The sequence below is a fragment of the Bifidobacterium merycicum DSM 6492 genome, from assembly GCF_900129045.1.
Lineage (GTDB): Bacteria > Actinomycetota > Actinomycetes > Actinomycetales > Bifidobacteriaceae > Bifidobacterium > Bifidobacterium merycicum.
In genome coordinates this window covers 568,234-591,797 of the sequence record NZ_FQTX01000001.1, presented here as the reverse complement: position 1 = coordinate 591,797, position 23,564 = coordinate 568,234, and the positions used below count along the sequence as shown (strand labels likewise).

The 23,564-nt window shown below is 62.2% G+C and carries 16 protein-coding genes; 4 read left to right on the top strand and 12 right to left on the bottom strand.

The genetic code is table 11. From position 1 onward, the window contains the following. Positions 1-4,572: a glutamate synthase large subunit gene (gene gltB / locus BUB29_RS02325; RefSeq protein ID WP_033522985.1), complete on the bottom strand. Its 4,572-nt coding sequence runs from the start codon at positions 4,570-4,572 to the stop codon at positions 1-3. A gap of 288 nt (positions 4,573-4,860) precedes the next feature. On the opposite strand from gltB, the gene BUB29_RS02320 reads away from it, so the two are divergent. Beyond that, positions 4,861-5,337 (top strand): MarR family winged helix-turn-helix transcriptional regulator, encoded by a 477-nt coding sequence (locus tag BUB29_RS02320; RefSeq protein WP_033522845.1) that lies wholly within the window; start codon positions 4,861-4,863, stop codon positions 5,335-5,337. Next, a complete protein-coding gene (locus tag BUB29_RS02315; protein WP_051915070.1) occupies positions 5,334-6,869 on the top strand; it encodes an MDR family MFS transporter in 1,536 nt (511 codons plus the stop codon). Before BUB29_RS02320 ends, BUB29_RS02315 begins: the two co-directional genes overlap by 4 nt. A gap of 71 nt (positions 6,870-6,940) precedes the next feature. Here the strand turns inward: BUB29_RS02315 and hemW are convergent, their stop codons facing one another. Then, on the bottom strand, positions 6,941-8,107 hold the full coding sequence (gene hemW / locus BUB29_RS02310; RefSeq protein ID WP_033522847.1) for a radical SAM family heme chaperone HemW: 1,167 nt from the start codon (positions 8,105-8,107) through the stop codon (positions 6,941-6,943). A gap of 138 nt (positions 8,108-8,245) precedes the next feature. After that, a complete protein-coding gene (gene lepA, locus BUB29_RS02305; RefSeq protein ID WP_033522848.1) occupies positions 8,246-10,126 on the bottom strand; it encodes a translation elongation factor 4 in 1,881 nt (626 codons plus the stop codon). A 167-nt stretch (positions 10,127-10,293) separates the two neighbouring features. Here lepA and rpsT point away from each other — a divergent pair, with 167 nt between their 5' ends. Beyond that, a complete protein-coding gene (rpsT, locus tag BUB29_RS02300) occupies positions 10,294-10,554 on the top strand; it encodes a 30S ribosomal protein S20 (protein WP_033522849.1) in 261 nt (86 codons plus the stop codon). Between the two features lie 79 nt (positions 10,555-10,633). Here rpsT and BUB29_RS02295 read toward each other — a convergent pair whose 3' ends face one another. The 3 genes from BUB29_RS02295 to BUB29_RS02285 form a co-directional block, all read right to left on the bottom strand. Then, positions 10,634-11,365 carry a trimeric intracellular cation channel family protein gene (locus BUB29_RS02295; protein WP_051915068.1) on the bottom strand — a complete coding sequence of 244 codons (732 nt, stop codon included), beginning with the start codon at positions 11,363-11,365 and terminating at the stop codon, positions 10,634-10,636. 180 nt (positions 11,366-11,545) lie between these two features. Next, the gene (locus BUB29_RS02290) at positions 11,546-12,673 is read right to left on the bottom strand and encodes a branched-chain amino acid aminotransferase (RefSeq protein ID WP_033522850.1); all 1,128 of its coding nucleotides are present in this window, start codon (positions 12,671-12,673) and stop codon (positions 11,546-11,548) included. A 196-nt stretch (positions 12,674-12,869) separates the two neighbouring features. Beyond that, a complete protein-coding gene (locus BUB29_RS02285) occupies positions 12,870-13,490 on the bottom strand; it encodes a 50S ribosomal protein L25/general stress protein Ctc (protein WP_033522851.1) in 621 nt (206 codons plus the stop codon). 224 nt (positions 13,491-13,714) lie between these two features. On the opposite strand from BUB29_RS02285, the gene BUB29_RS02280 reads away from it, so the two are divergent. Then, entirely contained in the window at positions 13,715-14,719 is a 1,005-nt protein-coding gene (locus BUB29_RS02280; RefSeq protein ID WP_033522852.1) for an alpha/beta hydrolase, read from the top strand. A 329-nt stretch (positions 14,720-15,048) separates the two neighbouring features. Here the strand turns inward: BUB29_RS02280 and bsh are convergent, their stop codons facing one another. The 6 genes from bsh to BUB29_RS02255 form a co-directional block, all read right to left on the bottom strand. Next, positions 15,049-15,996 (bottom strand): choloylglycine hydrolase, encoded by a 948-nt coding sequence (bsh, locus tag BUB29_RS02275; RefSeq protein WP_033522853.1) that lies wholly within the window; start codon positions 15,994-15,996, stop codon positions 15,049-15,051. Between the two features lie 143 nt (positions 15,997-16,139). Then, a complete protein-coding gene (locus BUB29_RS02270) occupies positions 16,140-16,814 on the bottom strand; it encodes a Pr6Pr family membrane protein (protein WP_033522854.1) in 675 nt (224 codons plus the stop codon). Between the two features lie 164 nt (positions 16,815-16,978). Beyond that, positions 16,979-18,673, bottom strand: coding sequence for an alpha,alpha-phosphotrehalase (locus BUB29_RS02265; RefSeq protein ID WP_033522855.1), 1,695 nt, complete (start codon positions 18,671-18,673; stop codon positions 16,979-16,981). A gap of 132 nt (positions 18,674-18,805) precedes the next feature. Continuing rightward, on the bottom strand, positions 18,806-20,254 hold the full coding sequence (locus BUB29_RS02260; protein ID WP_234356098.1) for a PTS transporter subunit EIIC: 1,449 nt from the start codon (positions 20,252-20,254) through the stop codon (positions 18,806-18,808). After that, entirely contained in the window at positions 20,251-20,646 is a 396-nt protein-coding gene (locus tag BUB29_RS10040) for a glucose PTS transporter subunit EIIB (protein WP_234356097.1), read from the bottom strand. The genes BUB29_RS02260 and BUB29_RS10040 overlap by 4 nt, the downstream gene beginning before the upstream one ends. Before the next feature lie 217 nt (positions 20,647-20,863). Beyond that, a complete protein-coding gene (locus BUB29_RS02255) occupies positions 20,864-23,536 on the bottom strand; it encodes a bifunctional amino acid transporter/iron-containing alcohol dehydrogenase (RefSeq protein WP_033522856.1) in 2,673 nt (890 codons plus the stop codon). Positions 23,537-23,564: the final 28 nt, after the last annotated feature.

Here is a 23,564-nt window from a genome sequence, read left to right as displayed (position 1 = left end):
TCAGCGCGCTCCTTCCATAACCTGCTCGTACACCTGTTCCCAGACGCCGGGCGTATTGAAATCAATGTCCTTCTCCTCGGCGTCCTTCATCGCCTTCTGCATGGCGAGGAAGTGCTTCGGTACGATGCGGGTGAACCGCTTGGACGCGTTCGCCCAGTCGGCGAGCAGGTCGGCCGCGAACGCGGAACCGGTCTCCTCGGCGTGCTGCTTGACCAGGCTATGCACCAGCTTGTCGGATTCGCCGTCGAGCGGTTCGAACAGCAGGGCGCCGTTCTTCGCCGCATCCGGGTTGACCTTGTCCATGTCGAGGTCGAGCACGTAGACGTTGCCGCCGGAGAAGCCAGCGCCGAGGTTGCGCCCGGTGGAACCGAGGATGACCACGGTGCCGCCGGTCATGTACTCGCAACCGTGATCGCCGACGCCTTCGACCACGAAGGTCGCGCCGCCGTTGCGCACGCCGAAGCGTTCGCCCGCACGGCCGGCGACGAACATCTGGCCGGAGGTGGCGCCGAAGCCGGTCACGTTGCCCGCGATCACGTTGGTGTGCGGATCAAAGGTGATGCCGGATTCGGGGCGCACGATCATGCGGCCGCCGGACAGGCCCTTGCCTGCGTAATCGTTGACTTCGCCGTAGATGCGCATGGTCTCGCCGCGCGGAATGAACGCGCCGATGGACTGGCCGCCGGAACCGTGGAAGGTCATGTCGATGGTGTCGTCGGGCAGGCCTTCCTCGCCGTAACGCTTGGTGATCTCGTAACCGACCATGGTGCCGAGCGTACGGTTCACGTTGCGGATCGGCATGTCGATACGCACGGGCTCCTTGTTCTCGAGGGCCGGCTGCGCGATTTCGATCAGCTTGTTGTCCAGCGCCTTGTCAAGCTCATGGTTCTGATCGATCGTCTTGTGCAGGATCGTTCCCGGAACCGGGCCGAGCTGCATGAGCACGTTGCTCAGGTCGATGCCATCGGACTTCCAGCGCTTGATCGCGTCGTTCTGGTCGAGGCATTCGACGTGGCCGACAGCCTCCTCAAGCGTGCGGAAACCGAGCTGGGCGAGCAGTTCGCGGACCTCTTCGGCGATGAACATGAAGAAGTTGATCACGTGTTCGGGCTTGCCCTTGAACCGTGCGCGCAGTTCCGGATCCTGGGTGGCGATGCCCTGCGGGCAGGTGTTCTTCTGGCAGGCGCGCATCATGACGCAGCCTTCGACAATCAGCGCCGCGGTGGCGAAGCCGAACTCCTCGGCGCCGAGCAGCGCCGCGATCACGACGTCGCGACCGGTCTTGAGCTCGCCGTCGCACTGCACGGTGATGCGGGAGCGCAGGCCGTTAAGTACCAGCGTCTGCTGGGTTTCGGACAGGCCGATCTCCCACGGGGTGCCGGCATGCTTGATGGCGTTGAGCGGAGCTGCGCCGGTGCCGCCGTCGTAGCCGGAGATCAGCACCACGTCAGCATGGCACTTGGCCACGCCTGCGGCGATGGTGCCGACGCCGAACTCGGAGACGAGCTTGACGTGCACGCGGGCCTTCGGGTTGGCCATCTTCGCGTCGTTGATGAGCTGCTTCAGATCCTCGATGGAGTAGATGTCGTGGTGAGGCGGCGGGGAGATGAGTTCGACGCCAGGAGTGGCGTGACGCACCTTGGCGATCCACGGTGGGACCTTGGCGCCGGGCAGATGGCCACCCTCACCGGGCTTGGCGCCCTGGGCGAGCTTGATCTGCAGGTCGGTGGCGTGGACCAGGTAATCGCTGGTGACGCCGAAGCGGGCGGATGCGATCTGCTTGATCTTGCTGTAGCGCAGCGGATCATTGATGCGGTCCTCGGATTCGCCGCCCTCGCCGGAGTTGGAACGTGCGCCGATCTTGTTCATGGCGATGGCGAGCGTCTCATGCGCCTCCTGGGAGATGGAGCCGTAGCTCATGGCACCCGTGGAGAAACGCTTGACGATCTCGCTGGCCGGTTCGACTTCGGAGATGTCGATCGGCTTGCGGGTCTGCTTGAACTTCATGAGGCCGCGCAGGGTCATCAGACGGTTGGACGTGTCGTTGATGTGGTCCGAATACTTCTTGAACATGCCGTAGTCGCCGCGCTGGGTCGACTGCTGCAGCAGGAAGATGGCCTCCGGATCGTTGAGATGATCCTCGCCGGTGCGACGCCACTTGTAGTCGCCTCCGGTGCGGAGGTTGCGATGCGGGGTCGCGGTCCACTGGTTCGGATAGGCCACGCGGTGACGGGTGGCGACCTCCTCGGCGAGCTCGTCGAGGCCGACGCCGCCCACACGGGAGGTGGTGCCGGTGAAGTATTCGTCGATGACGCTCTTGTCAAGGCCGACGGCTTCGAACAGCTGGGCGCCACGGTAGCTCATGATGGTGGAGACGCCCATCTTGGCCATGATCTTGAGCACGCCGGTGGACAGCGCCTTGGTGAGGTTGCTCACGGCGGTTTCGGCATCCACGTTGAGGTAGCCGCGACGGGCCAGGTCCTCGACGGATTCGAACGCCAGATACGGGTTCACCGCGGCGGCGCCGTAGGCGATGAGCAGCGCGACATGGTGGATTTCGCGCACATCGCCGGCCTCCACGACCATGGAGATCTGCGTACGCGTATGGCGGCGCAGCAGGTGGTGCTGTACGGCGGAGGTGAGCAGCAGAGACGGGATCGGGCCCCACGTATGGTTGGAATCACGATCGGAAAGCACGAGGAAATTCTTGCCCGCGGCGATGGCTTCGTCGATTTCGACGAAGATCTCGTCCAGACGTTCCTTCAGCGCCTTGCCGCCGCCTGCGACCTGATACAGGCCCTTGACCACGTACGGCTTGTAGTAGCCGCCGAGCAGCTTGGCCTTGTCCAGGCGCTTGAGCTGCGCCATCTCATCCGAGTTGAGCACGGGCAGCGGAATCAGGATCTTCTTGGCGTGCAGTTCGCTGTCGGACAGCAGGTTCGGCTCCGGTCCGATGGCGGATTCGAGGCAGGTGACGATCTTCTCGCGCTCCCAGTCCAGCGGCGGGTTCGTGACCTGCGCGAACTTCTGGGTGAAGTAGTCGAACAGCATGCGGCTGCGGGACGACAGGGCGGCGAGCGGCGCGTCGTTGCCCATGGATCCCAGCGGCTCCTTGCCGGTGTTGGCCATGGGGGTGAGCAGCAGCTTGAGGTCCTCCTCGGTGTAGCCGAACGCACGCTGGCGGCGCTGCACGGACTGGCCGGAGTGGTTCACGTGCTCGCGCTTGGGCAGCTGGCTCATCTCGATGGTGTTGCCTTCGACCCACTTGCGGTACGGGTGCTGGGAGGCGAGGTTCTTCTTGATCTCCTCGTCGGGGATGATGCGGCCTTCATCGGTGTCGACCAGGAACATCTTGCCCGGTTCCAAGCGGCCCTTGGAGACGATGTGCTCGTCCGCGATCTCGGGCAGCACGCCAGCTTCGGAGGCCAGCACGACGTAGCCGTCGTCGGTGAGCTGCCAGCGGCCGGGGCGGAAACCGTTGCGGTCCAGCAGGGCGCCGACCTGGGTACCGTCGGTGAACACGATGTGCGCGGGGCCGTCCCACGGTTCGATGAGCGTGTTGTTGTACTCGTAGAACGCCTTGACGTCCGGATCGAGCTGATCGTTCTTCTCCCACGCGGGGGGAAGCATCATGCACACGGCATGCGGCAGGGATCTGCCGGCGAGGTGCAGCAGTTCGAGGCATTCGTCGAAAGTACCGGAATCGGAGTAGCCGGGTGTGGTGATCGGCAGCAGCGGCTCGAATTCGCCGAGCAGTTCGCTGCTCAGTCGGCCTTCACGCGCGGACAGCCAGTTGCGGTTGCCCTGGATGGTGTTGATCTCGCCGTTGTGCGCCAGCAGGCGGAACGGCTGCGCCAGCGGCCAGCTCGGGAAGGTGTTGGTGGAGAAGCGGGAGTGCACGATGGCGACCTTGGCCTTCATGCGTTCGTCGGAAAGATCGAGGAAGAAGGGCTTGAGCTGCATGGTGGTGAGCATGCCCTTGTAGGTGATGGTACGCGCGGACAGCGAGGCGAAGTAGATGCCCACCTCATGCTCCACGCGCTTGCGGATGCGGAAGGTCTTGCGGTCGAGTTCCACGCCCGCGAGCTTGCCTTCCGGATCGGCCACGACAAGCGTCTTGAAGGACGGCATGCTGGCCAGCGCCTGCAGGCCCAGACCGTCGGGATTGGTCGGCACCACGCGCCAGGCGAGCGTCTCCAGGCCCTCTTCGCTCACGATGCGGGCGATGGCCTGTTCCTGCTGGCCGGAGGTCGCGATGTCACGGTCGAGGAATGCGATGCCCGCGGCGTAATGCCCTTCCTCGGGCAGTTCAGCGTCGATGGTCGCGCGCATGAGCTCGTCGGGCATGCTCATGAGGATGCCGGCGCCGTCGCCGGTGTTCTCCTCGGCGCCCACCGCGCCACGATGGTTGAGGTTGACGAGCACTTCGATGGCGTCGTCGACGATCTTGCGTTCCGGGCGCTTGTTGAGGGTGGTGACCATACCCACGCCGCAAGCGTCATGCTCAGCTCCAGGATCGTACATACCTTGGGAATCATGGATCGTTAGATCTAACGGGGCGTGGAAAGTCACCGAAACCACCTTCATTGTTTTTTGGGCAAGAACAGTCTTGCGGTTCTTTAATGCGTGGATTAGAATACCGCCCCCTTGTGTCATGAACATTATCATGTCCATATAACGAATACCGGGAAAAGTCAAGACCCTTTCTCACGAGGGAACGACGTCGATTCGCAATGAGCCGTTCTCCATATCATCGTTCCCGTCACTCCCCCTCGCCCAGAGCCATCCCCTCTTTGGCCACACCATTGTTTAGTCTGTTCTCGGACTATATTAGTCCATTCTCAGACTATTGGAGGAACCGTGGAAACAACGTCTCTGGAACGGCTGCATCCGATCGACGAGCTGTACACCCTGGGACTGCGATTGGACAAGGTATACGGCGCATTGGCGAAACGACATGGCGAAACGTACTTCAGCATGGGCGTACTGGAGGAGCTGCGCGACCATCCCGAAGGAAGGATGCAGAAACAGCTGTGCATCCCCCTCTATATGCCGAAACAGACCGCCAGCTCGGTCATCTCCTCACTGGAGGAACGCGGACTGGTCACGACGAAGGCATCCGAATCCGATCGACGCAGCAAAGTGCACACCCTGACCGAAGCGGGATTGGAGAAGGCGAGGCGTGTCGGAGCCGAGGAGCGCCGCGCCGAGGAGCTGTGCATGAACCAGATCGGCGTGGACCGCATCGCGGCCATGATCGACACAATGCATGAGCTGGTGCAACGGGTCGAAGAAACCATGAACAACGATCCCACACCGGAAGGATGCGAGGCATGAACGCACGCACATCGGACGGCACGCTCCAGGTACGCTCGATTGGACTGGTGTTCGCCGCCCTGCTCATCGGAGAAACCCTCAGCTCGCTCGACCAGACCATCGTCGCCACCGCGCTGCCGACCATCGTCGGCGAACTGGGCGGCGTGGACCACATGCTCTGGGTCACCACATGCTATGTGCTCGCCAGCACCATCGGCATGCCCATATGTGGCAAGATCGGCGACCTCATCGGCAGACGGGGATTGTTCCTCGGCGCACTCGCCCTGTTCCTCATCGGCTCGGCCATCTGCGGATTCACACCGAACATGGCCGGGCTGATCGCCGGCCGCGCCATCCAAGGACTTGGCGGCGGCGGGGTGATGGTGCTTTCGCAGGCGATCGTGGCCGACATCATCCCCGCCCGCAAACGCGCCATCTACCTGAACGCCATGGGCATCGGCTGGGCGGTGCCCATGCTGATCGGCCCGCTGCTGGGCGGCCTGTTCACCGATCACCTGACCTGGCGTTGGGCGTTCTGGATGAACATCCCACTGACCGCGGCCTGCATCCTCATCTGCGCCATCCTGCTGCCGAAATACCCGCAGCACGCGTCGTTGAAGCATTTCGACTCGTACGGCATGATCACCATCGCCGTGGCGGTGACCACGCTCACACTGGCCACCTCCTGGGGAGGCGTACAGCATGATTGGCGTTCGCCGGTCATCATCGGCCTGATCGCGGCGACCCTGATATTCGGCGTGCTCTTCGTCATCGCCGAACAACACGCCGCCGAACCGATCATGCCGCTCACACTGTTCAGGAACCGTAACTTCGTATTGGCCACGGTCGGCGGATTCATCATCTTATTCGCCATGATGGCCGCCATGTCATACCTGCCCACCTACTTCCAGCTGGCGCACGGCATGAGCGCCACCCTCGCCGGATACATGGAGGTTCCCTCGTCCATTCTGTACTTCGTGGCATCACTGATCTCCGGAGCACTGGTGGCCAAGTACGGCCGGTACAGGAAACTCATGGTGGCCAGCTTCATCATCGCGCTGGCCGGCGCACTCGGACTGTGCACGCTGACGGCCACCGCATCCCCGTTCCTCGTCTGCCTGTATTTGACGGTCATGGGATTCGGCATGGGTCTGAGCTTCGAGATCCTGGTGCTCATCGTGCAGAACGAATTCCCCGCGACCATGGTGGGTACGGCCACCAGCGCGACGAACTTCTTCCGTGAAATCGGTACCACATTGGGCTCATCCGTGGCCGGAGCGATATTCACCGGCAACCTGACCCATCTGCTCGTCGAACGGCTGAAACCGCTGGGCGGCGCCCATGCGCTCGGCGTCGACCCGAACTCGTTCACGCCGGGCATCGTCCACGCGCTGCCATCCCACGTGCAAAGCACGGTCGCCGCCGCCTACAACGACGCGCTCATCCCCCTGTTCATGCTCGTGGTCCCATTGATGATCGTCGCCGGCATCCTCATGGCGATGCTCCACGAAACACCATTGGCGGAAAGCCTTCAGGAACAAGGCTCCAAGTAACAGCCGAAAGAATGATTGAGGGGGTGCGGGACATCATGTTCCGCACCCCTCAGTGTTATCCGCACGTGCACCTACAACGAGCAGGCATCGAAGAACCGTTCGATGACGGTATCGTTGAGCAGGCGACCGGTTCGCGTGGGAATCACACGACCGTCGCGGATCTCGATCAAACCCTCATCCTCCATAGGGCGGATACGGGCCATGTCGACCGCACCACCGAGACGACTCAAGTCCAGACCCTCACGGATGCGCAGACCAAGCATGATGGTCTCCTCAAGATTCTCCTCGCGGGAGATCCGCTCGCTTCCGGCCCACGGCACCTTGCCGCCATCAATGGATCGCCCCCACAGCCGGGGATGCGCGATATCCCAACTGCGCAGGCCGAGCGGCGTAGTCGTCCTCTCCCCCACGCCTTCAGGGGAATCCACGGAACAGCGGTTGTAATGGCTGTGCGCCCCAGGGCCCAGTCCCGCCCAATCGACATTGCGCCAATAACCGAGATTATGCCGGGACTCGTAGCCGGGCCGCGCCCAGTTGCTGATCTCATACCATTCGAGTCCCGCGGCGCCCAACAGGTCGTCAGCGATCTCGTATTTGCTCGCCTCATCGTCATCATCGGGCGTGGACAATGTTCCCGCGGCGATCCGACGACCCATTTTCGTATGCGGGGCGATGGCCAACGCATACGCGGAAATATGGTTCACACCCAAATCGATGGCGGTTTTCACAGAGGTGCGCCAATCGTCGAGGCTCTCCCCCGGCGCACCGTAAATCAGGTCCACGCTGGAACGCATGCCAGCGGCGTTCGCCGCCTCAACGCCCGCCACGACATTGGCCGGCGTATGCGTGCGGTCAAGCGTGCGCAACACGGACGGCACAGCCGACTGCATGCCGAAGGAAATACGGTTGAACCCGCCATCGGCCAGTTCCCTCACATAATCGGCGTCCACCGTATCCGGATTCGCCTCGGTGGTGATCTCCGCACCATCCACGATTCCCCAAGTCTCGCGGATGGCGTCCAACACAGCCACCAGATCGGCGGCCTTGAGGATGGTCGGCGTGCCGCCGCCGAAAAACACGGTCGAAGCCGGCGGCTCATCAATGCCATGCGCCTGCTGCCAGTCGTGCACCAACCGCATCTCGCGGATCACCATATTGGCGTAATTGCCGCGCGATGCGCCGCCGCCCAGATCGACGGCGGTATACGTGTTGAAATCGCAGTAGCCGCAGCGTCTCATACAGAATGGGACGTGGATGTAGATCTCATATTCCAAGGGATACCCCCGTTCCACGCGCTGCGGCCTTCGCGGCAAGCCGCTCACCTCGCCTACAGGAAGCCCACAGGGCTTCCCGCTTCACTGCGTCAACCTCGAGCATCAGCCTTCGGTCTTCTGCGCGGCGCGGATCTTGTCCTTGGTGTCACGGTCGGTGGCGTCCTCGCCGGTGGACAGCGCGGCGATGAACGCCTCCTGCGGCACCTCCACATGCCCGAGCATCTTCATGCGCTTCTTGCCGGCCTTCTGCTTTTCGAGCAGCTTGCGCTTACGTGTGATATCGCCGCCATAGCACTTGGCGAGCACATCCTTGCGCAAGGCGCGGATGTTCTCGCGGGCGATGATGCGCGAACCGATGGCCGCCTGGATCGGAATCTCGAACTGCTGGCGCGGAATCAGCTCACGCAGCTTCTTCGTCATCATCACGCCGTAGCTGTAAGCCTTGTCGCGGTGCACGATGGCGCTGAACGCATCGACCTTCTCACCCTGGATGAGGATATCCACCTTCACCAGATCGGCGGACTGCTCGCCGTCCTCGTGATAGTCGAGCGACGCATAGCCCTTCGTGCGGCTCTTCAACTGGTCGAAGAAATCGAACACGATCTCGGCCAACGGAATACGGTAATGCATTTCCACGCGATCGGTGGAGATGTATTCCATCGTGCCCATCTGGCCGCGGTGATCCTGACACAAATCCATGACGGCACCGATGAACTCCTTCGGCGCGATGATGTCGGCGGCGACCATCGGTTCGACGATCTTCTTGATCTTGCCGTCCGGGAATTCACTCGGATTGGTCACATGATGCTCACTGCCATCCTCGGCGGTCACCTCATAGGTGACGTTGGGAGCCGTCTGGATGAGGTCGAGGTTGAATTCACGGCTGAGTCGTTCGGACACGATCTCCATGTGGAGCAGGCCGAGGAAGCCGCAACGGAAGCCGAATCCCAATGCGACCGACGTTTCCGGCGTGTAGACCAGCGCAGCGTCGTTGAGCTTGAGCTTGTCCAACGCCTCGCGAAGTTCGGGGAACTGGGCGTTGTCGATCGGGAACAGGCCCGCGTACACCATCGGCTTCGGATCGCGGTAGCCGGGCAGCGGTTCGGTCGCCGGCTTGAGCGCGGAGGTGACGGTGTCGCCCACCTTGGACTGGCTGACGTCCTTCGCGCCGGTGATCACATAGCCGACCTCGCCGGCGCCAAGCGCCTTCGTAGGCGTCATGTCGGGGCTGATCACGCCGATCTCGATCGGATCGTGCGTCATGCCGATGCCCATCATGTGCAGCTTCTCACGGGAACGCAGTTCGCCGTCGACCATACGGATGTATGTGACGATGCCGCGGTACGAGTCATACACGGAATCGAAGATCAAAGCTCGGGCGGGAGCCTCCGGATCGCCCTTGGGCGCGGGCACGTCCATGACGATCTGGTCGAGCAGATCGGCCACGCCCTCGCCGGTTTTGCCGGAGACGCGCAGCACGTCGGACGGTTCGCAACCGATGAGTCCGGCGATCTCTTCCGCATGCTTGTCCGGTTCGGCGCTCGGCAGATCGATCTTGTTCAGCACGGGGATGATGGTCAGATCGTGGTCGATGGCCATGTACAGGTTGCTCAGCGTCTGCGCCTCGATACCCTGCGTGGCGTCCACCAGCAGCACGGCACCCTCGCACGCGGCCAGCGCACGGGAGACCTCGTAGGTGAAGTCGACATGGCCGGGGGTGTCGATCATGCCGAGCGTGTATTCGGTGCCGTCGAAGGTCCACGGCACGCGCACCGCCTGGGATTTGATGGTGATACCGCGCTCCTGTTCGATGTCCATGCGGTCGAGGAAACGGTCGCGCATCTCACGTTCCGGCACGATGCCGCTTAACTGGAGAATACGGTCCGCGACGGTCGACTTGCCATGGTCGATATGCGCGATGATGCAGAAGTTGCGGATCAACGACTGATCTGTGGAACCGGGTTGGTTGTGCTGAACGACCACCGAATATGCCTCCTGACGAATGCTCAAACTTCACCCAGTGTAGCAAGTGCCGGCCTGTTCGCCGTCATTCCCGCGCTGTTTACGGCGTGGCATCCTGACTTTTTCCAACCCCCATGCTATCCTCTAACTTTTGTATGTCCTTGTAATACACATCGTTTGGAGTAAACGTGGCAAACATTAAGTCGCAGAAGAAGCGCGTTCTCACCAATGAGAAGTCGCACAAGCGCAATGTGGCCGTGAAGTCCGGTCTGAAGACCGCTATCCGCGCCACCCGCAAGGCCATCGAGGCCGGCGATAAGGCCGCTGCCGAAGCCGCCTACAAGGTCGCCGCTCAGAAGCTCGACAAGGCTGCCGGCGCCGGCGTGATTCACAAGAATCAGGCCGCCAACCGCAAGTCCGGTCTCGCCTTGGCGATCAACGCTCTGTGAGCCGTAGCGCCTAGCACATGAAAATCCCGCAGGTTTTCCTGCGGGATTTTTTGTTATGCAAAGCCCTCACGGCAATCCGTCAGTCGTTGCGCTCGCGTTCCCCACGGCGCGCCGCTGGCGTGTCCCCCTTCTTCGCATTTTCCGGAAGATGGGCGGTATGCCGTGTCAACGCCCCGGGAAGCTGGATGTCAAAGATCACGGATACCAATCTCATGCCGACCATCAGCGCCACGATCAGCACGTCGAGTATCTCCTCCGTAGCGAAATCGATGATGCCTGCGTCCACGCCCTTGCAGACGATCACGGTGAGCACGCAGCCGACCGCTGATGGCACCGCATACCAGTGCTTGTCGCGGATCACCATGGGCACTTCGTTGATGAGCATGTCGCGGATCAGCCCGCCGCCCAGAGCGGTGAACATGCCCAGGAACACGGCGGCGATGCCGGACATGTGGTACATCATGGCCTTGCTGGTACCGTTGACGGCATACAGGCCCAACGCCAACGCGTCCAAGGTCAGCATCGACCATTTCAACTTGTTGATTTCGGGATGCGCCACGGCCACCGTGATCGCCGCGAGCAGGGCCGTGATCACCAGTCCTTTGTCAGAAACGCCCACGGGCGGCGATACGCCGAGCAGCACGTCGCGGATGATGCCTCCGCCCAAAGCCGTCAGCCATGTCGTGACGAGAATCGCGAAAATGTCATACCCTTTGCGCACTGCGGTCAGTCCCCCGACCATGCCGCAGCAGAACGTCGCCAGATATTCGATTCCCCAGAAGAACGCGTTGCTCTCCAAGGCGACTTCCATAACTTCCTCCATTCCTTCGGCCTAGGCGAGCCTACCATCATTCGCCTGATTCCGAATCCCGGCATCCCGCCCCGGTCACGATGTTCGGAAACAACGAAACAGAGGGCGGGACGCGCGTCGCGTTAAGCGGCGCATGTCCCGCCCTCCGGCGGTTCACGTTAGTGATTCAGCGGATGCGAATCAGCAAACCTTCCACATCCAGTTGTGCGGATCCTCGATCTCGCCGAGCTGAATGCCGAGCAGCTGGTTGCGCAGGGCCATGGTCAGTTCGCCGGAGTTGCCGTCGGCGACGGTCACGTCGAACTTCTCGGACTTGAAGCGGCCGATCGGGGTGATGATGGCGGCGGTACCGCAGGCGAACACCTCGGTGACCTCGCCGGACTTGATGTCCTCGAGCAACTGGCCCAGAGCGATCATGGTCTCGACCACATCGTGGCCGTCGTCCTGCAGCAGCTGGATCAGGGAGCGACGGGTCACGCCCGGCAGGATGTTGCCGGTCAGCGACGGGGTCTCCACGTGGCCGTCCTTGTGCACGACCATCATGTTCATGCCGCCAAGCTCCTCAAGGTAGGTCTTGGTCGCGGCGTCGACGAAGCAGACCTGCTGGCAGCCGTGGTCGATGCCGGTGTATTCGCCGAGCAGGGACGCGGCGTAGTTGCCGCCGCACTTGGCGAAGCCGGTGCCACCGGGGCCGGTGCGGAACCACTTGTCTTCAACCCAGATGCTCACGGGCTTGACGCCACCCGGGAAGTACGGGCCGGACGGGGAGGCGATCACGCAGTAGTCCACTTCCTGCGGGGCGCGCACACCCAGGAACGGCTCGGAGGCGAACATGAACGGACGCATGTACAGGGTGTACTCGCGGCGGGACGGAACCCAGTTCACATCACGCTTGACGAGGGCCGCGACGGAGCCGATGAAGTCGTCGATCGGCAGTTCGGGCAGGTACAGACGCTTGGCGGAGTTCTGGAAACGCTCGGCGTTCGCATCCGGACGGAACAGCCACGTGGAGCCGTCGGCGTGACGGTAGGCCTTCAGGCCTTCGAAGCATTCCTGCGCGTAGTGCAGCACGGATGCGCCCGGATCCATCTTCAGCGGTGCGTACGGTTCGATGCGACGATCGGACCAGCCTTCGCCCTTGGTCCAGGTCATGTGCGCCATGTTGTCGGAGAAGACCTGGCCGAACGCCGGCTTGTCGATCAGTTCGTTGCGCTTGGCGTCGGATGCCGGGTTCTCGTTCGGCAGGACGGTGAATGCCTCGGTCAGCTTGTCCAAAGCTGCGGGATCGTGATGTGTGTTCTCAGTCATTTCACTTCTTCTTGACATCGATGGCCGTTGGGGGCGGCCGTTTCCTATGTTGTCCGCTTGTGGCGGGCGCTGATGTTTACTTTCTCACAGCGATGCGGCTTGCCGCGGGAAAGGTTCACATCGTGAAAGCAACGAAGGCCCGCGATCATTCGCGGGCCTTCGTCAAACTATATGGTCACGTCTGCGGCGATTACGCTCACTCGGCGTCGGCGGCCGGAGCAGCATCAGCAGCGGCATCGGCGGCCGGAGCAGCGGCGGCAGTGGTCTCGGTGGCGTCTTCCGGCACCTCGACGGTGACGACGGACTCCTCGAGATCGTCCATGTCGAGCTCGGCGCCTTCCGGCAGCTGGACGTCCTTGAGCAGGACCTTGGTGCCGTCGGTCAGGCCTTCGACATTCACGACGATCTTCTCAGGCAGGTTGGCAACATCGGCGCGGACCTTAAGCTCCTGGATGTCGACGAACGCCACGGCGGCGCCCTTCGGCTGACCTTCGACGAACACCGGCACCTCGACGTCGATCTTCTCGCCGGCCTTCACCTCGAGGAAGTCGATGTGCTCGATGATACGCTTGACCGGGTTCTTCTGCACGTCCTTGACGACGGCCATCTTGGTCTGGCCGTCGAAGGTGAGGCTGAACAGGGCGTTGGTGTGACGCAGGGCCAGGGTGGTCTCGCGCATCGGCAGGGTGAGGTATGCGGGCTCGGTGCCACCGGCGTAGATGGTCGCCGGGATCTTGTTGGCGACGCGCAGGCGACGGGCGACGCCCTTGCCGAACTCGTTACGTGCTTCACCGTTCAGGGAAATGGTGTTGGCCATGTTGGAATTGCTCCTTCGTAGTGTTCTTGTATTGGCGCCACGACGCGCCGAACAACACCCGAGGAGGGTGAGATACGCCGAGTCGATAACGGAAGCGCACGCACGTGCCTTCCCTCGCCAAAGCCTTCTCAATCATACGCATGGCCCGGACAAACCTCCGCACGCCGCGAACGCTCCGGAGGAAGGTAAGCTGTACTGAAGTAGTGAATGTCCGAAACGAGGCAATGATGACGCAGCATGACACCCACGATATCGTTCGTACTTCCTGTATTGCAGCCACGACGGCCACACTCGCGGCGACGGGACTGCTTGCCATCACCGCGGACGGCATGTTCCGATTCGCCATCGACACCCGGTCCAAGAACTCCATCTTCCGTAGGAATCTCATCGCGCCCGACCGCAACGAGAAGATGAACATGGGTGAGGCCAAGGAGGCCGGTGAATGGTTCGAACAGGCCAAGCAGCCGGTGCGGATCGTCAGCTCCGACGGTCTTCGCATGCACGGCTGGCTGTTCGACCCGGATTGCGCCGCTCCCCTGCCCCATGCCTATGCGATCTGCGTGCACGGCTATACCGGTGCCCCGGCGGAGATGGCGAAGTGGGCACATCGTTACGCCCGTCTCGGATTCACGGTACTGACCCCGGCGCAGCGCGGCCATGAGCTCAGCGAAGGGCGTTATGTGGGCATGGGCTGGCTGGAACGCAATGACCTGCTGGATTGGATTCGTCTCATCGTCGCCAGCGACCCCGATGCGAGGATTCTGCTGTACGGTGGTTCGATGGGTGCAAGTACGGTGATGAACACGGTGGGCGATCCGCGCCTACCTCGCAATGTGGTCGCGGGCATCGCGGAAAGTGGGTATTCCTCCGCCCGCGACGAGTTCATCGACATGGCGCATTCCATGTTCCACCTGCCGCGTTTGGCAGCGGCGATGTGCGTGGATGCGGCCGGACTGATCTGCCGGAAGCGTGCGGGCTACGATTTCACCGAGGCGTCCTGCGTCAAGTCGTTGAAACATGCGGTCGTTCCCATGCTGTTCATCCACGGCGGCGGCGATCGGATGGTGAGCCCGCGTTTCCTCGCCATGAATTACAATGCCTGTTCCAGCATCGATCGCGAACGGCTGCTCGTGCCCGGCGCCGACCATATGGAAAGTTCAGACGTGGCACCGGACGCGTACTGGCATAAGGTGGAGTGTTTCATCAGGCGCACGTTTGGCCTGCAGTAACGTGCAATCTGCGGCAATGCGCGGCACGTAGCATTCTAGCAGTTTTCGGCGTGCGCGAAGAGTGGTATGTCGTCCGCCGTGTATGTGTCCCCGTATCGGCGCATGGGCGAAAGACCATACCCAATATTGTGCGGTGACTACCCTGCCGTCTGTTCCCGATTGCCGCGGGTGGCAGTCGGGAACAGCGGCGCTGTGCTGGTTAGTCGCGATGATGGCCGCTTGCACATCACGGCAAGGCCGCTTCCTTGCGATGGGTGGAAGGTTCCCATCGCGAGGAAGCGGCCTTGCCGTGATGTGCGCGGGGCGCGACGTGTTTCGCGGTATGCCGGTCAGGCCTTGATGATCTCCGTGGAGTCAAGGTCGTAGTCGGCGAGCGGGTATGTGCGGATGGCGGGATCCTCGTAGGTGTTCATGTAGTAGGCGTTCGTCTTCGCGTAGTAACCGCTGGTGAACAGTGTCCGCTCATATTTGCCGTCAGCCATCCTGGCCATGCCTTCGACCATCTGCACGGAGCCGAGCGTGTGGAACAGCCTGGCGATATTCGCGGTTTCGCCGTTCTGCACAGGGTAATGGGTATTGGTGTACGCCACACGGGCGAAGCGGGACGGCGAGCTCACGTCGCCGGGGATGCCGTGCATGCTCACGCCGGCACCCCATGCGGTCAACTGTTGTTCGCCCCATGTGACGGGTTCGGCCATGTCGCTACCGACGTTCATGTAGTTGCGCAGGTTTTCCATATGCCAGTCGAAGGTCGGCTGGTTGGTGAGCACGTCCACGTTGTCGTGGTGGATGTGCATGCCATCGGCCATCTGCTCGATGACGATGCTGCGAGTAGCGTCGCCGACGAACCAGTGCAGGAACGACTTGGGACGCTTGGGATCGTCGGGGGCGACGAGGGTGACGTTGGCCAGTGCCTTCTCGGCCTCGTCGACGGTGTCGAAGTTGCGGGCGACCCACAGCGGGAATTCGCCGGTGAGGATGTTGATACGGCCGTCCTCCGGTTCAGAGGCGAACGATGCGTAACCGGGGAAGTTCAGGCCGGCGATGGCCAGCCCGGATTCGTTCGCGCAGTCGAAGTACATGGGCATGCCGCCCATTTCCACGCCGACGCCGATTACCGCACGGCTGCGCTCGCCGTCGATGTCACCGTATGCGTAGTCGCCGGAGAATCCGCGGGGCGTGACCAGAACGGTTTCGCCGTACGAAAAACTCCAGTCAAGGTTGCGTCCGAATACCATGTTGCCTTCGTCGTCGGTGAAGCGAATGCCAGTGCACATATGAAAACTCCTTCATCGGTTGGTCGGCCGATCCGACGTCTGCCGACGAAAGCCATGCTACGCCCGCACCCCGTTGCGCAAACCGTGTTTCGCCAGCAGAGTAGCGACCATGGGCCGGGGCGCCTGGGACCACGGCATGCCCGTCAGATGTTCGGCTGCGAGTCCACGCCCTTCCTCGCCATCAGATGATCGATCAGCATGTACACGTACCCGAGCACCACGAAACCGACAATCAGCAGTAGGATGGTGACCGTCACGGCGGGCACGCCGTTATGGTCGAAGTCGAGGAAATCATACGGCCAACGGCTGTGCTGGGCCGGGCGCACGTTCAGGCCGAAGCACCAGACACCCACCATGATGCAAACGAGGTAGCACAGCGGGAACACCGTCCAGAACGGTGGTTCGACGGCGCGCATCGTGCCCTTGCGGTCGAACAGCAGCCAGTCCAGAATCATGCCGATGGGCACGATGTAATGCAGTACGAGGGATGTCCAATGGAAGGTGCCGCCCGCGAACACGCCGCCATGGTCGAGCAGGAAGTGCGCGACCAGCCAGGTGACGGTGATGGCGAGCATGAGAGCATGCTTGAGCTTCGGCATCCACGGTTCTGGCCAGAGTGCGCCGTTGCGCAACGCGGCCACGGCGGCGGCGCACAGGTAGGCGACGACGGCGATGTTGCTCAGGTTGGTGAAATAGCAGAAGAACGAGCCGTTGAAATGCCCGTCGCCCAAGCCCGCGGCGTACAGCAGCGCCGCGACGCCGATAAGCGTCAGAGCGAATTTGTAGATGATGGATGCCGTTCTTGAATGGATGTACATGTGTGGGGTTCCTTTCCGAAAACACCACACAGCATAATGGCGGACGGTTGCGTTTCGGCGCGGCGTCTCATATCGGATGCCCCGGCGCAAGCCGGAACGGCGAGCCCATGGGATGGCGTCGTGTCGGGCGGATCGGCCATGGCGACCCGCCCGACACGACGGTTTCAGCGATACCAGACGTTGGCCTCGTAGAGGCGCAGCAGCACGCGCCGGGCGTATGCCTTGACCCGCTGGTTCGGGTAGTTGCCGAGCACGCGTTCGAATCCCGCGAGATCCGGGGTTTCCTCCCACATGCAGTCCTTGCCGTGGAGGTTCGCGGCCACGATGAGCTCATGGCCGTCATGGCGGCGGCGGTAGGCGAACATCGACGGGTGGGCGGGTGCAAGCGGTTCCACATCGCCGTAGGCGATTATGTCGAGCTTCTTGCGCAGGGCGATGAGCGCACGGTAATAGTTCAGGATGGAATCGGGATCGTCGTTCTCCTTTTCGACGTTGATGACCGTATGGTTCGCGTTGACGCCGATCCATGGCTTCGCATGCCGCGCGCCTCGTTCCGGCTCGTCCATGAACCCCGCGTACCGCGATCCGTCCCATTGCATGGGCGTACGTGCGTTGTCATGCGAATGGATCTGCACGATGCGCATCGCATCCTTGGCATTCAGTCCCCTGTCCTGCAGGATGCGATGGTAGTTCAGGCTTTCCACGTCGCGGAACTGGTCGATACGGGTGAAATCGGCGTTGGTCATGCCCAGCTCCTCACCCTGGTACACGTATGGCGTGCCGCGCAGACAGTGGATGATGGTGGCCAGCATCGTGGCGGACTGCCGCCAATACCGACCGTCGTCACCGAACCGTGAGACGATGCGCGGCTGGTCGTGGTTGCACCAGAAGACCGCGTTCCATGCGTCATGGTCGGCCATGCCGGTCTGCCAGTCGAACATGACGCGCTTGAGTTTGGCGAAGTCGGGCGGGACGATCACCCATTCGTCATCGCCGGCGAAATCGACCTTGAGATGATGGAAGCTGAACACCATGGACAGTGCGCCGGCCATGTGCCCGGCATACCAGTAGCATTCCTCCATGCTGGTGCTGGACATCTCCCCCACGGTGACGATCCGCGCGTCGGTGCCGAAGGTGGTCGCGTTCAGTTCGCGCAGATACCGGTGGATCTTCGGCCCGTCGGTGTAGAACCTGCGGCCATCGCCCTTGGGGTCGTCCTCGAACGCGGCCTTGCTGACGAGGTTGATGACGTCGAAACGGAAGCCTTTGACGCCTTTGTCCATCCAGAAGCGGACGATGCTGCGGATCTCACGGCGCACGTTCTCGTTCTCCCAGTTGAGGTCGGCTTGGCTGCGGTCGAACAGATGCAGGTAGTATTCGTCGAATTCCGGCACATACTGCCATGCGCTGCCGCCGAACTTGCTCGCCCAGTTGGTCGGCGGGCATCCCTCCCCCTTGCCTTTGCGGAAGAAGAAGAAATCCTTGTAGTACGGGTCGCCGGCGATGGCTTTGCGGAACCATTCGTGGTCGGTCGACACGTGGTTGAACACCATGTCGAACATCAGTCCGATGCCTCGCCTGTCGGCTTCGGCGATGAGCCGTTCGACATCGCCCATGGTGCCGTATCGCGGGTCGATATTGTAATAGTCCGCCACGTCGTAGCCGTTGTCATACTGCGGCGAGACGAAGAACGGCGTCAGCCAGACGCAGTCGACGCCGAGATCCCTGATGTAGTCGAGTTTCTCGATCACGCCGTTGATATCGCCCAATCCGTCGCCGTCGCTGTCGCGGAAGGATTTCGGGTAGATCTGGTAGACGACGCTTTTGCGGAAGTCACGCGGTTTGCTGCTGTGGTTCATGGTGTGTCCTTGATCGTGGTCGTTGTATGCGGTTTGCTATGGCCGTTTCGGAGGTGCGGTTGTCGGTGCGGTTGTCGGTGTGATGGCTGACGGATGCCGACGCCCCGCATGGGAGGGCGTCGGCGTGGCGCGTCAGGATTGGTTGTTCCAGGTGATGACCGGGGTGCTGCCGGCCTTCGCGTCGATGCCGGTGTGCATCGCTATGCCGGTCGCGTCGCCTTCGGAGGTGACGATGAGCATCGTGGTGCATGGATGCCCAGCCTTGCGGATCTTCCCCGCGTCGAAGCGGATGAGCGGATCGCCGCGACGCACCCTGTCTCCCAATCCGGCAAGGCATTCGAATCCGTCGCCGACGACCTTTTTGGAGAACACTTCGTCCGGCACCTGATCGAGCGGAATGACCTTGCCGTCGACGATTGCGGTGGCCTTACCGTCATCGACGGGTTCGGCGGCCCCGGCGGAAACGGCGGAAACGGCATCCCCATCATCCCCGGCTCCCCGGGCGGCGGAATCGGCGACGTCCGCCCCCTCGACTTCGGCGGATACCAAGCCGCGTTCGGATGTGGTCAGCTTCGCCTTGCCGACGATCAGGGTGAGCAGGAACGGCACGATCATGGCCACGAGCATGGCGACGAGGAACACAAGGAAGAAGCGGGGCCTGATGGACAGGATGCCCGGAATGCCGCCGACGCCGATGCTCAACGCCTCCGCGCCGAAGCCGACCGAGATCATGGCCGCGCAGGAGGAACCCAGCATGCCGCACACCAAGGGGAACACGTATTTGAGGTTCACGCCGAACAACGCAGGTTCGGTGACGCCCAGATAGCAGGAGATGAACGCGGGAACGTTGACCTGCTGGGCGCGTTTGTTCCTTTTCTGCAGCACGGACATGGCCACCACGGACGAGCCTTGGGCGATGTTCGACAGCGCGATCATCGGCCACAGGATGGTGCTGCCGGTGGCCGCGATCAGCTGGGAGTCGATGGCGTTGGTCATATGGTGCAGGCCCGTCATCACGAGCGGCGCATACAGCAGGCCGAAGATGGCGGCGAAGAACAGACGGTACGGGGATGTCAGGCCCGAATACACGATATGGGCGATGCCGTCACCGAGCCTCCAGCCGATCGGCCCGACGATCGTATGCGAGATGAGCACCGCGAGCAGCAGCGAGCAGAACGGCACCACGATCATGCTGATGACCTCGGGGCATATCCTCCGGAAGAGGCGTTCGAGATACACCAGCACGAAGCCGGCCATCATGGCCGCGATGACCTGCCCCTGATAGCCGATCATCCGCACATGGGCGAAACCGAAATCCCAGAACGGGATGTCGGCGGCCTTCGTGGACGCGACGGAGAAGCCGTTGAGCAGCTGCGGCGAGACGAGCGTCAGGCCGAGCACGATGCCGAGGATCTGCGTGGTGCCCATCTTCTTGGTGATGGACCATACGATGCCGACCGGCAGCAGATGGAACACGGCCTCGCCGATAAGCCACAGGAACTGGTACATGCCGCCCCAGAACTGGGAGATGCCGGCCAGACTCTGGGTGCCGTCGTTGAAGAAACGGATTTCGCCGATCACATTACGCAAGCCCAGAATGAGACCGCCGCAGACGAGTGCGGGGTGATCGGGGCGAAGATCTCGCCCAGCACGCCCATGACGCGTTGCAGGATGTTCTGGTTGCTTTTGGCGGCGTCCTTGACGGCTTCCTTGCTCACGCCCTCGATACCCGCCACATCGGTGAACTCGTTGTAGAATTCGGCCACATCGTTGCCGATGATGACCTGGAACTGCCCCGCCTGCGTGAATGTGCCCTTGACGCTGGGCAGCGCCTCGATGAGGCTGATGTCCGCCCGGCCCGGATTCGCCAGCACGAACCTCATCCTGGTGATGCAATGCGAGACCGCTTTGATGTTCGGTTTGCCGCCCACATATTGCAGGAGGCGTTTCACGTCGATTTCGTATTTACCCATGGTTCTTCCTCGACTTCACTTCGTTGTGTTTCGGCCGTGTCGACCCGGCGGTCGTTCCCCATGGCGTTCTCTCACGTGCCGGTCTGTTCGAACAAGACGAAAAACTCGTTCCCTACAAGCTTATCCCACTCGACACGGGATTCGCGGCACACGAAAAGGCGGGGCCCGCACCGTAGGTTCGGTGCGGGCCCCGCCTTGGACCAAGCGTCGGGCTGTTTCAGAGCATCGACTCGTAAAGCCGCTCCAACGATTCCTCGGTGGTGACGAGTTCGGAGCCGGGCGTGTTCACCAGGTTGCCGGGCGAGACCTTGCGGGCGTTGCCGGCGAGCCACGGGATGTCCTTCTTTTCGATGCCGAGGTCGGTGAGGGTCACGTCGAGGTCGAGATCCTTGAGCAGCGTCCTCATGCGTGGCGCGCAATCCTCCGCGGTGAAGCCGCCGAGGATCCTCGCGACGCGCCCGAACTTGAACCGGTTGTACTTGCAGGTCGCCTCGATGGCCTTGGGTTCGATGGCCGCCAACCCCTTGCCGTGGGTGACGTCCTTCAGGCCGCTGACCGGATGTTCCATGGCATGGCCCAGCGTGATGCCGGCGGTGTTGATCACCATGCCGCCGATGGTGCCGGCCAGGCAGACCTTGGACCATTGTTCGTCGGTGCCTTCGCCACGGTACAGGCTCACGATGTTGTTGGCGATCAGCGGGATCGCGTACAGTGCGAGCGCGTCGGTGAACGGCTGGGCGTTGTTGGCGGTGAAGGCCTCGATGCAGTGGCAGAGCATGTCGCATCCGTTGGCCGCGATGACACCGCTCGGCATGCTGCGCATGAGGTCGGGGTCGACGATGGACGCGGTGGCGACGAGCGCTGGGCTGCGCAGGGATTTCTTGTCGCCGTTGTCGGGGTTGGTCATGACCGCGAACCCGTTGGATTCCGAACCGGTGCCGAAGGTGGTGGGCACGAGAATGAGCGGCAGGGCCTTGTCGGATGTCTTCTCCCCGTAGATGTATTCGGTGACGTCGCCGTCGTTCATGGCCATGAAGGCGATGCCTTTGGCCGCATCCATGACGCTGCCGCCGCCGAGGCCGATGATGACGTCGGCGTGCCGTTCGACGGCCAGTTTCGCACCTTCCTCGACCGTGGTGGTCAGGGGGTTGGGGGTGACCTTGTCGAACAGGACGGTGTCCATGCCCTCGTTTTCAAGGAGCGTGCGGACCTTGTCGTAGGTGCCGGTGCGCTTGACGGAATTGCCGCCGGTAACGATCATCGCGGTCGAACCGTGAACGGTGGCGATCTTGCCGACCTGTTCCACCTTGCCTTGGCCGAACACCAGGTTGACCGGCAGGAAGTAGTCGAAGCCGTGGTTCCACTCGTCCGGGGCGCTGGCCTCCACGGCCATGAGATTGGTCGCCGCGCGTGCCGGGATGGACGTGTCCTCCTCGGTTTCGTTTCCGGCGGTTTCGCCGACGGTGAGCTGGGCGTAATAGCCGAATTTCTCCTTGTAGACGAGCTTGCTGAAGATGAAGAACACCACGCCGAGCAGCGTCCATCCAGCGACCATCGCCCACTCCTGCGGGGCGAGGGTGACCCCCGTGCCGGGCAGGATGTAAAGCATGATCATGATGGCCGACATGAGCACGGCCATGGCGCCGATGAACTTCCAATGCTTCACCTTGTACGGGCGGGGCATGGTCGGTTCCTTCACGTGCAGGATGATGAAGGACAGGGAGACCATGCAGTAGGCGAGGATGCAGCCGAAGTTGCCGGCATCGACGATCCAGACGAGCATCTTGCGGCCGGCGAACGGGGCGAGCACGCTGAGCAGGCCGACGACGAGGATGGAAACGTACGGGGTGTTGGTCTTCGGATGCAGTTTGCCGAAGAACTTCGGGATCATGTAGGACTCGGCCATGGAGTACATGGCGCGGCTGCCGCCGATCATGAACGAGTTCCAGCTGGTGATGATGCCGCACATGCCGGCCAGGATCAGCACCTTCGCCATGATGGTGCTGTGGAAGGCGTTCGCCATGGCGTCGGCGGTGACCAGGCCGCTGCCGTTGTAGGATGCGGCGATCTGGCTGCCGTTCATGACGTAGCCGACGGAGAAGATGACCAAGGCGTAGAAGCCGACGCCGAGGACGATGGAGAGCATCAGGATCTTGCCGATCTTCTTGAGCGGCACGTTGATCTCCTCGGCGGCCTGCGGGATGACGTCGAAGCCGATGAAGAAGAACGGGCTGACGGCGGCGACCTTGATGATGGTGCTCATCATGCCCTGCATGCCGCTGCCGGCGAACATCTGCCCTTCCAGGTTGGAGGGGTTGCCGGTGACCACGGATGCGGCGATGAGCAGGATGCCGGCCGCGCCGATGGCGAGGGTCAGGATGTTCTGCAGTTTGGCGGCGGTTTTCGCGCCCATGATGTTGATCACGGTGATGAACACCGCGAAGACGATGGCCGTGGCCAGCCAGGTGGCGTAGATATCGAATCCGGCGACCGAATACAGGTAGCCTTGCAGGAACTGCGGCCACACGTAGGTGATGATGGTCGGCAACGCGCACGCCTCGAAGCATACGACGCTCACATAGCCGAGGATGATGGCCCAGGTGCAGATGAACGAGCCGACCGGCCCCATGGCCCTCATGCTGAACACGTGCTCGCCACCGCATTCCGGCATGGCGGGCGTCAGTTCGGCGTAGGCCATGCCGATGAAGAAGATCATCACGCCGCCGAGGATGAAGCCCAGCATGGCGCCGACGACGCCGGCCGTGCCGATCCAGTCGCCGGTGGAAACCACCCATCCCCATCCGATCATGGCGCCGAAGGCGATCATCAGGATGTCCATGGAACTGAAGGTCTTGTTGAAATTCGAATTTGTTCTTGTATGTGTTTCCATCGTCGTTCCTTCCGAATGCGTCCTGTGC

Coding starts and splice junctions, on each gene's coding strand:
- BUB29_RS02315 (WP_051915070.1), top strand. CDS start 5,334: ATGAACGCACGCACATCGGACGGCACGCTCCAGGTACGCTCGATTGGA.
- hemW (WP_033522847.1), bottom strand. CDS start 8,107: ATGAGACGCTGCGGCTACTGCGATTTCAACACGTATACCGCCGTCGAT.
- BUB29_RS02295 (WP_051915068.1), bottom strand. CDS start 11,365: ATGGAAGTCGCCTTGGAGAGCAACGCGTTCTTCTGGGGAATCGAATAT.
- BUB29_RS02290 (WP_033522850.1), bottom strand. CDS start 12,673: ATGACTGAGAACACACATCACGATCCCGCAGCTTTGGACAAGCTGACC.
- BUB29_RS02285 (WP_033522851.1), bottom strand. CDS start 13,490: ATGGCCAACACCATTTCCCTGAACGGTGAAGCACGTAACGAGTTCGGC.
- BUB29_RS02280 (WP_033522852.1), top strand. CDS start 13,715: ATGATGACGCAGCATGACACCCACGATATCGTTCGTACTTCCTGTATT.
- bsh (WP_033522853.1), bottom strand. CDS start 15,996: ATGTGCACTGGCATTCGCTTCACCGACGACGAAGGCAACATGGTATTC.
- BUB29_RS02270 (WP_033522854.1), bottom strand. CDS start 16,814: ATGTACATCCATTCAAGAACGGCATCCATCATCTACAAATTCGCTCTG.
- BUB29_RS02265 (WP_033522855.1), bottom strand. CDS start 18,673: ATGAACCACAGCAGCAAACCGCGTGACTTCCGCAAAAGCGTCGTCTAC.
- BUB29_RS10040 (WP_234356097.1), bottom strand. CDS start 20,646: ATGGGTAAATACGAAATCGACGTGAAACGCCTCCTGCAATATGTGGGC.
- BUB29_RS02255 (WP_033522856.1), bottom strand. CDS start 23,536: ATGGAAACACATACAAGAACAAATTCGAATTTCAACAAGACCTTCAGT.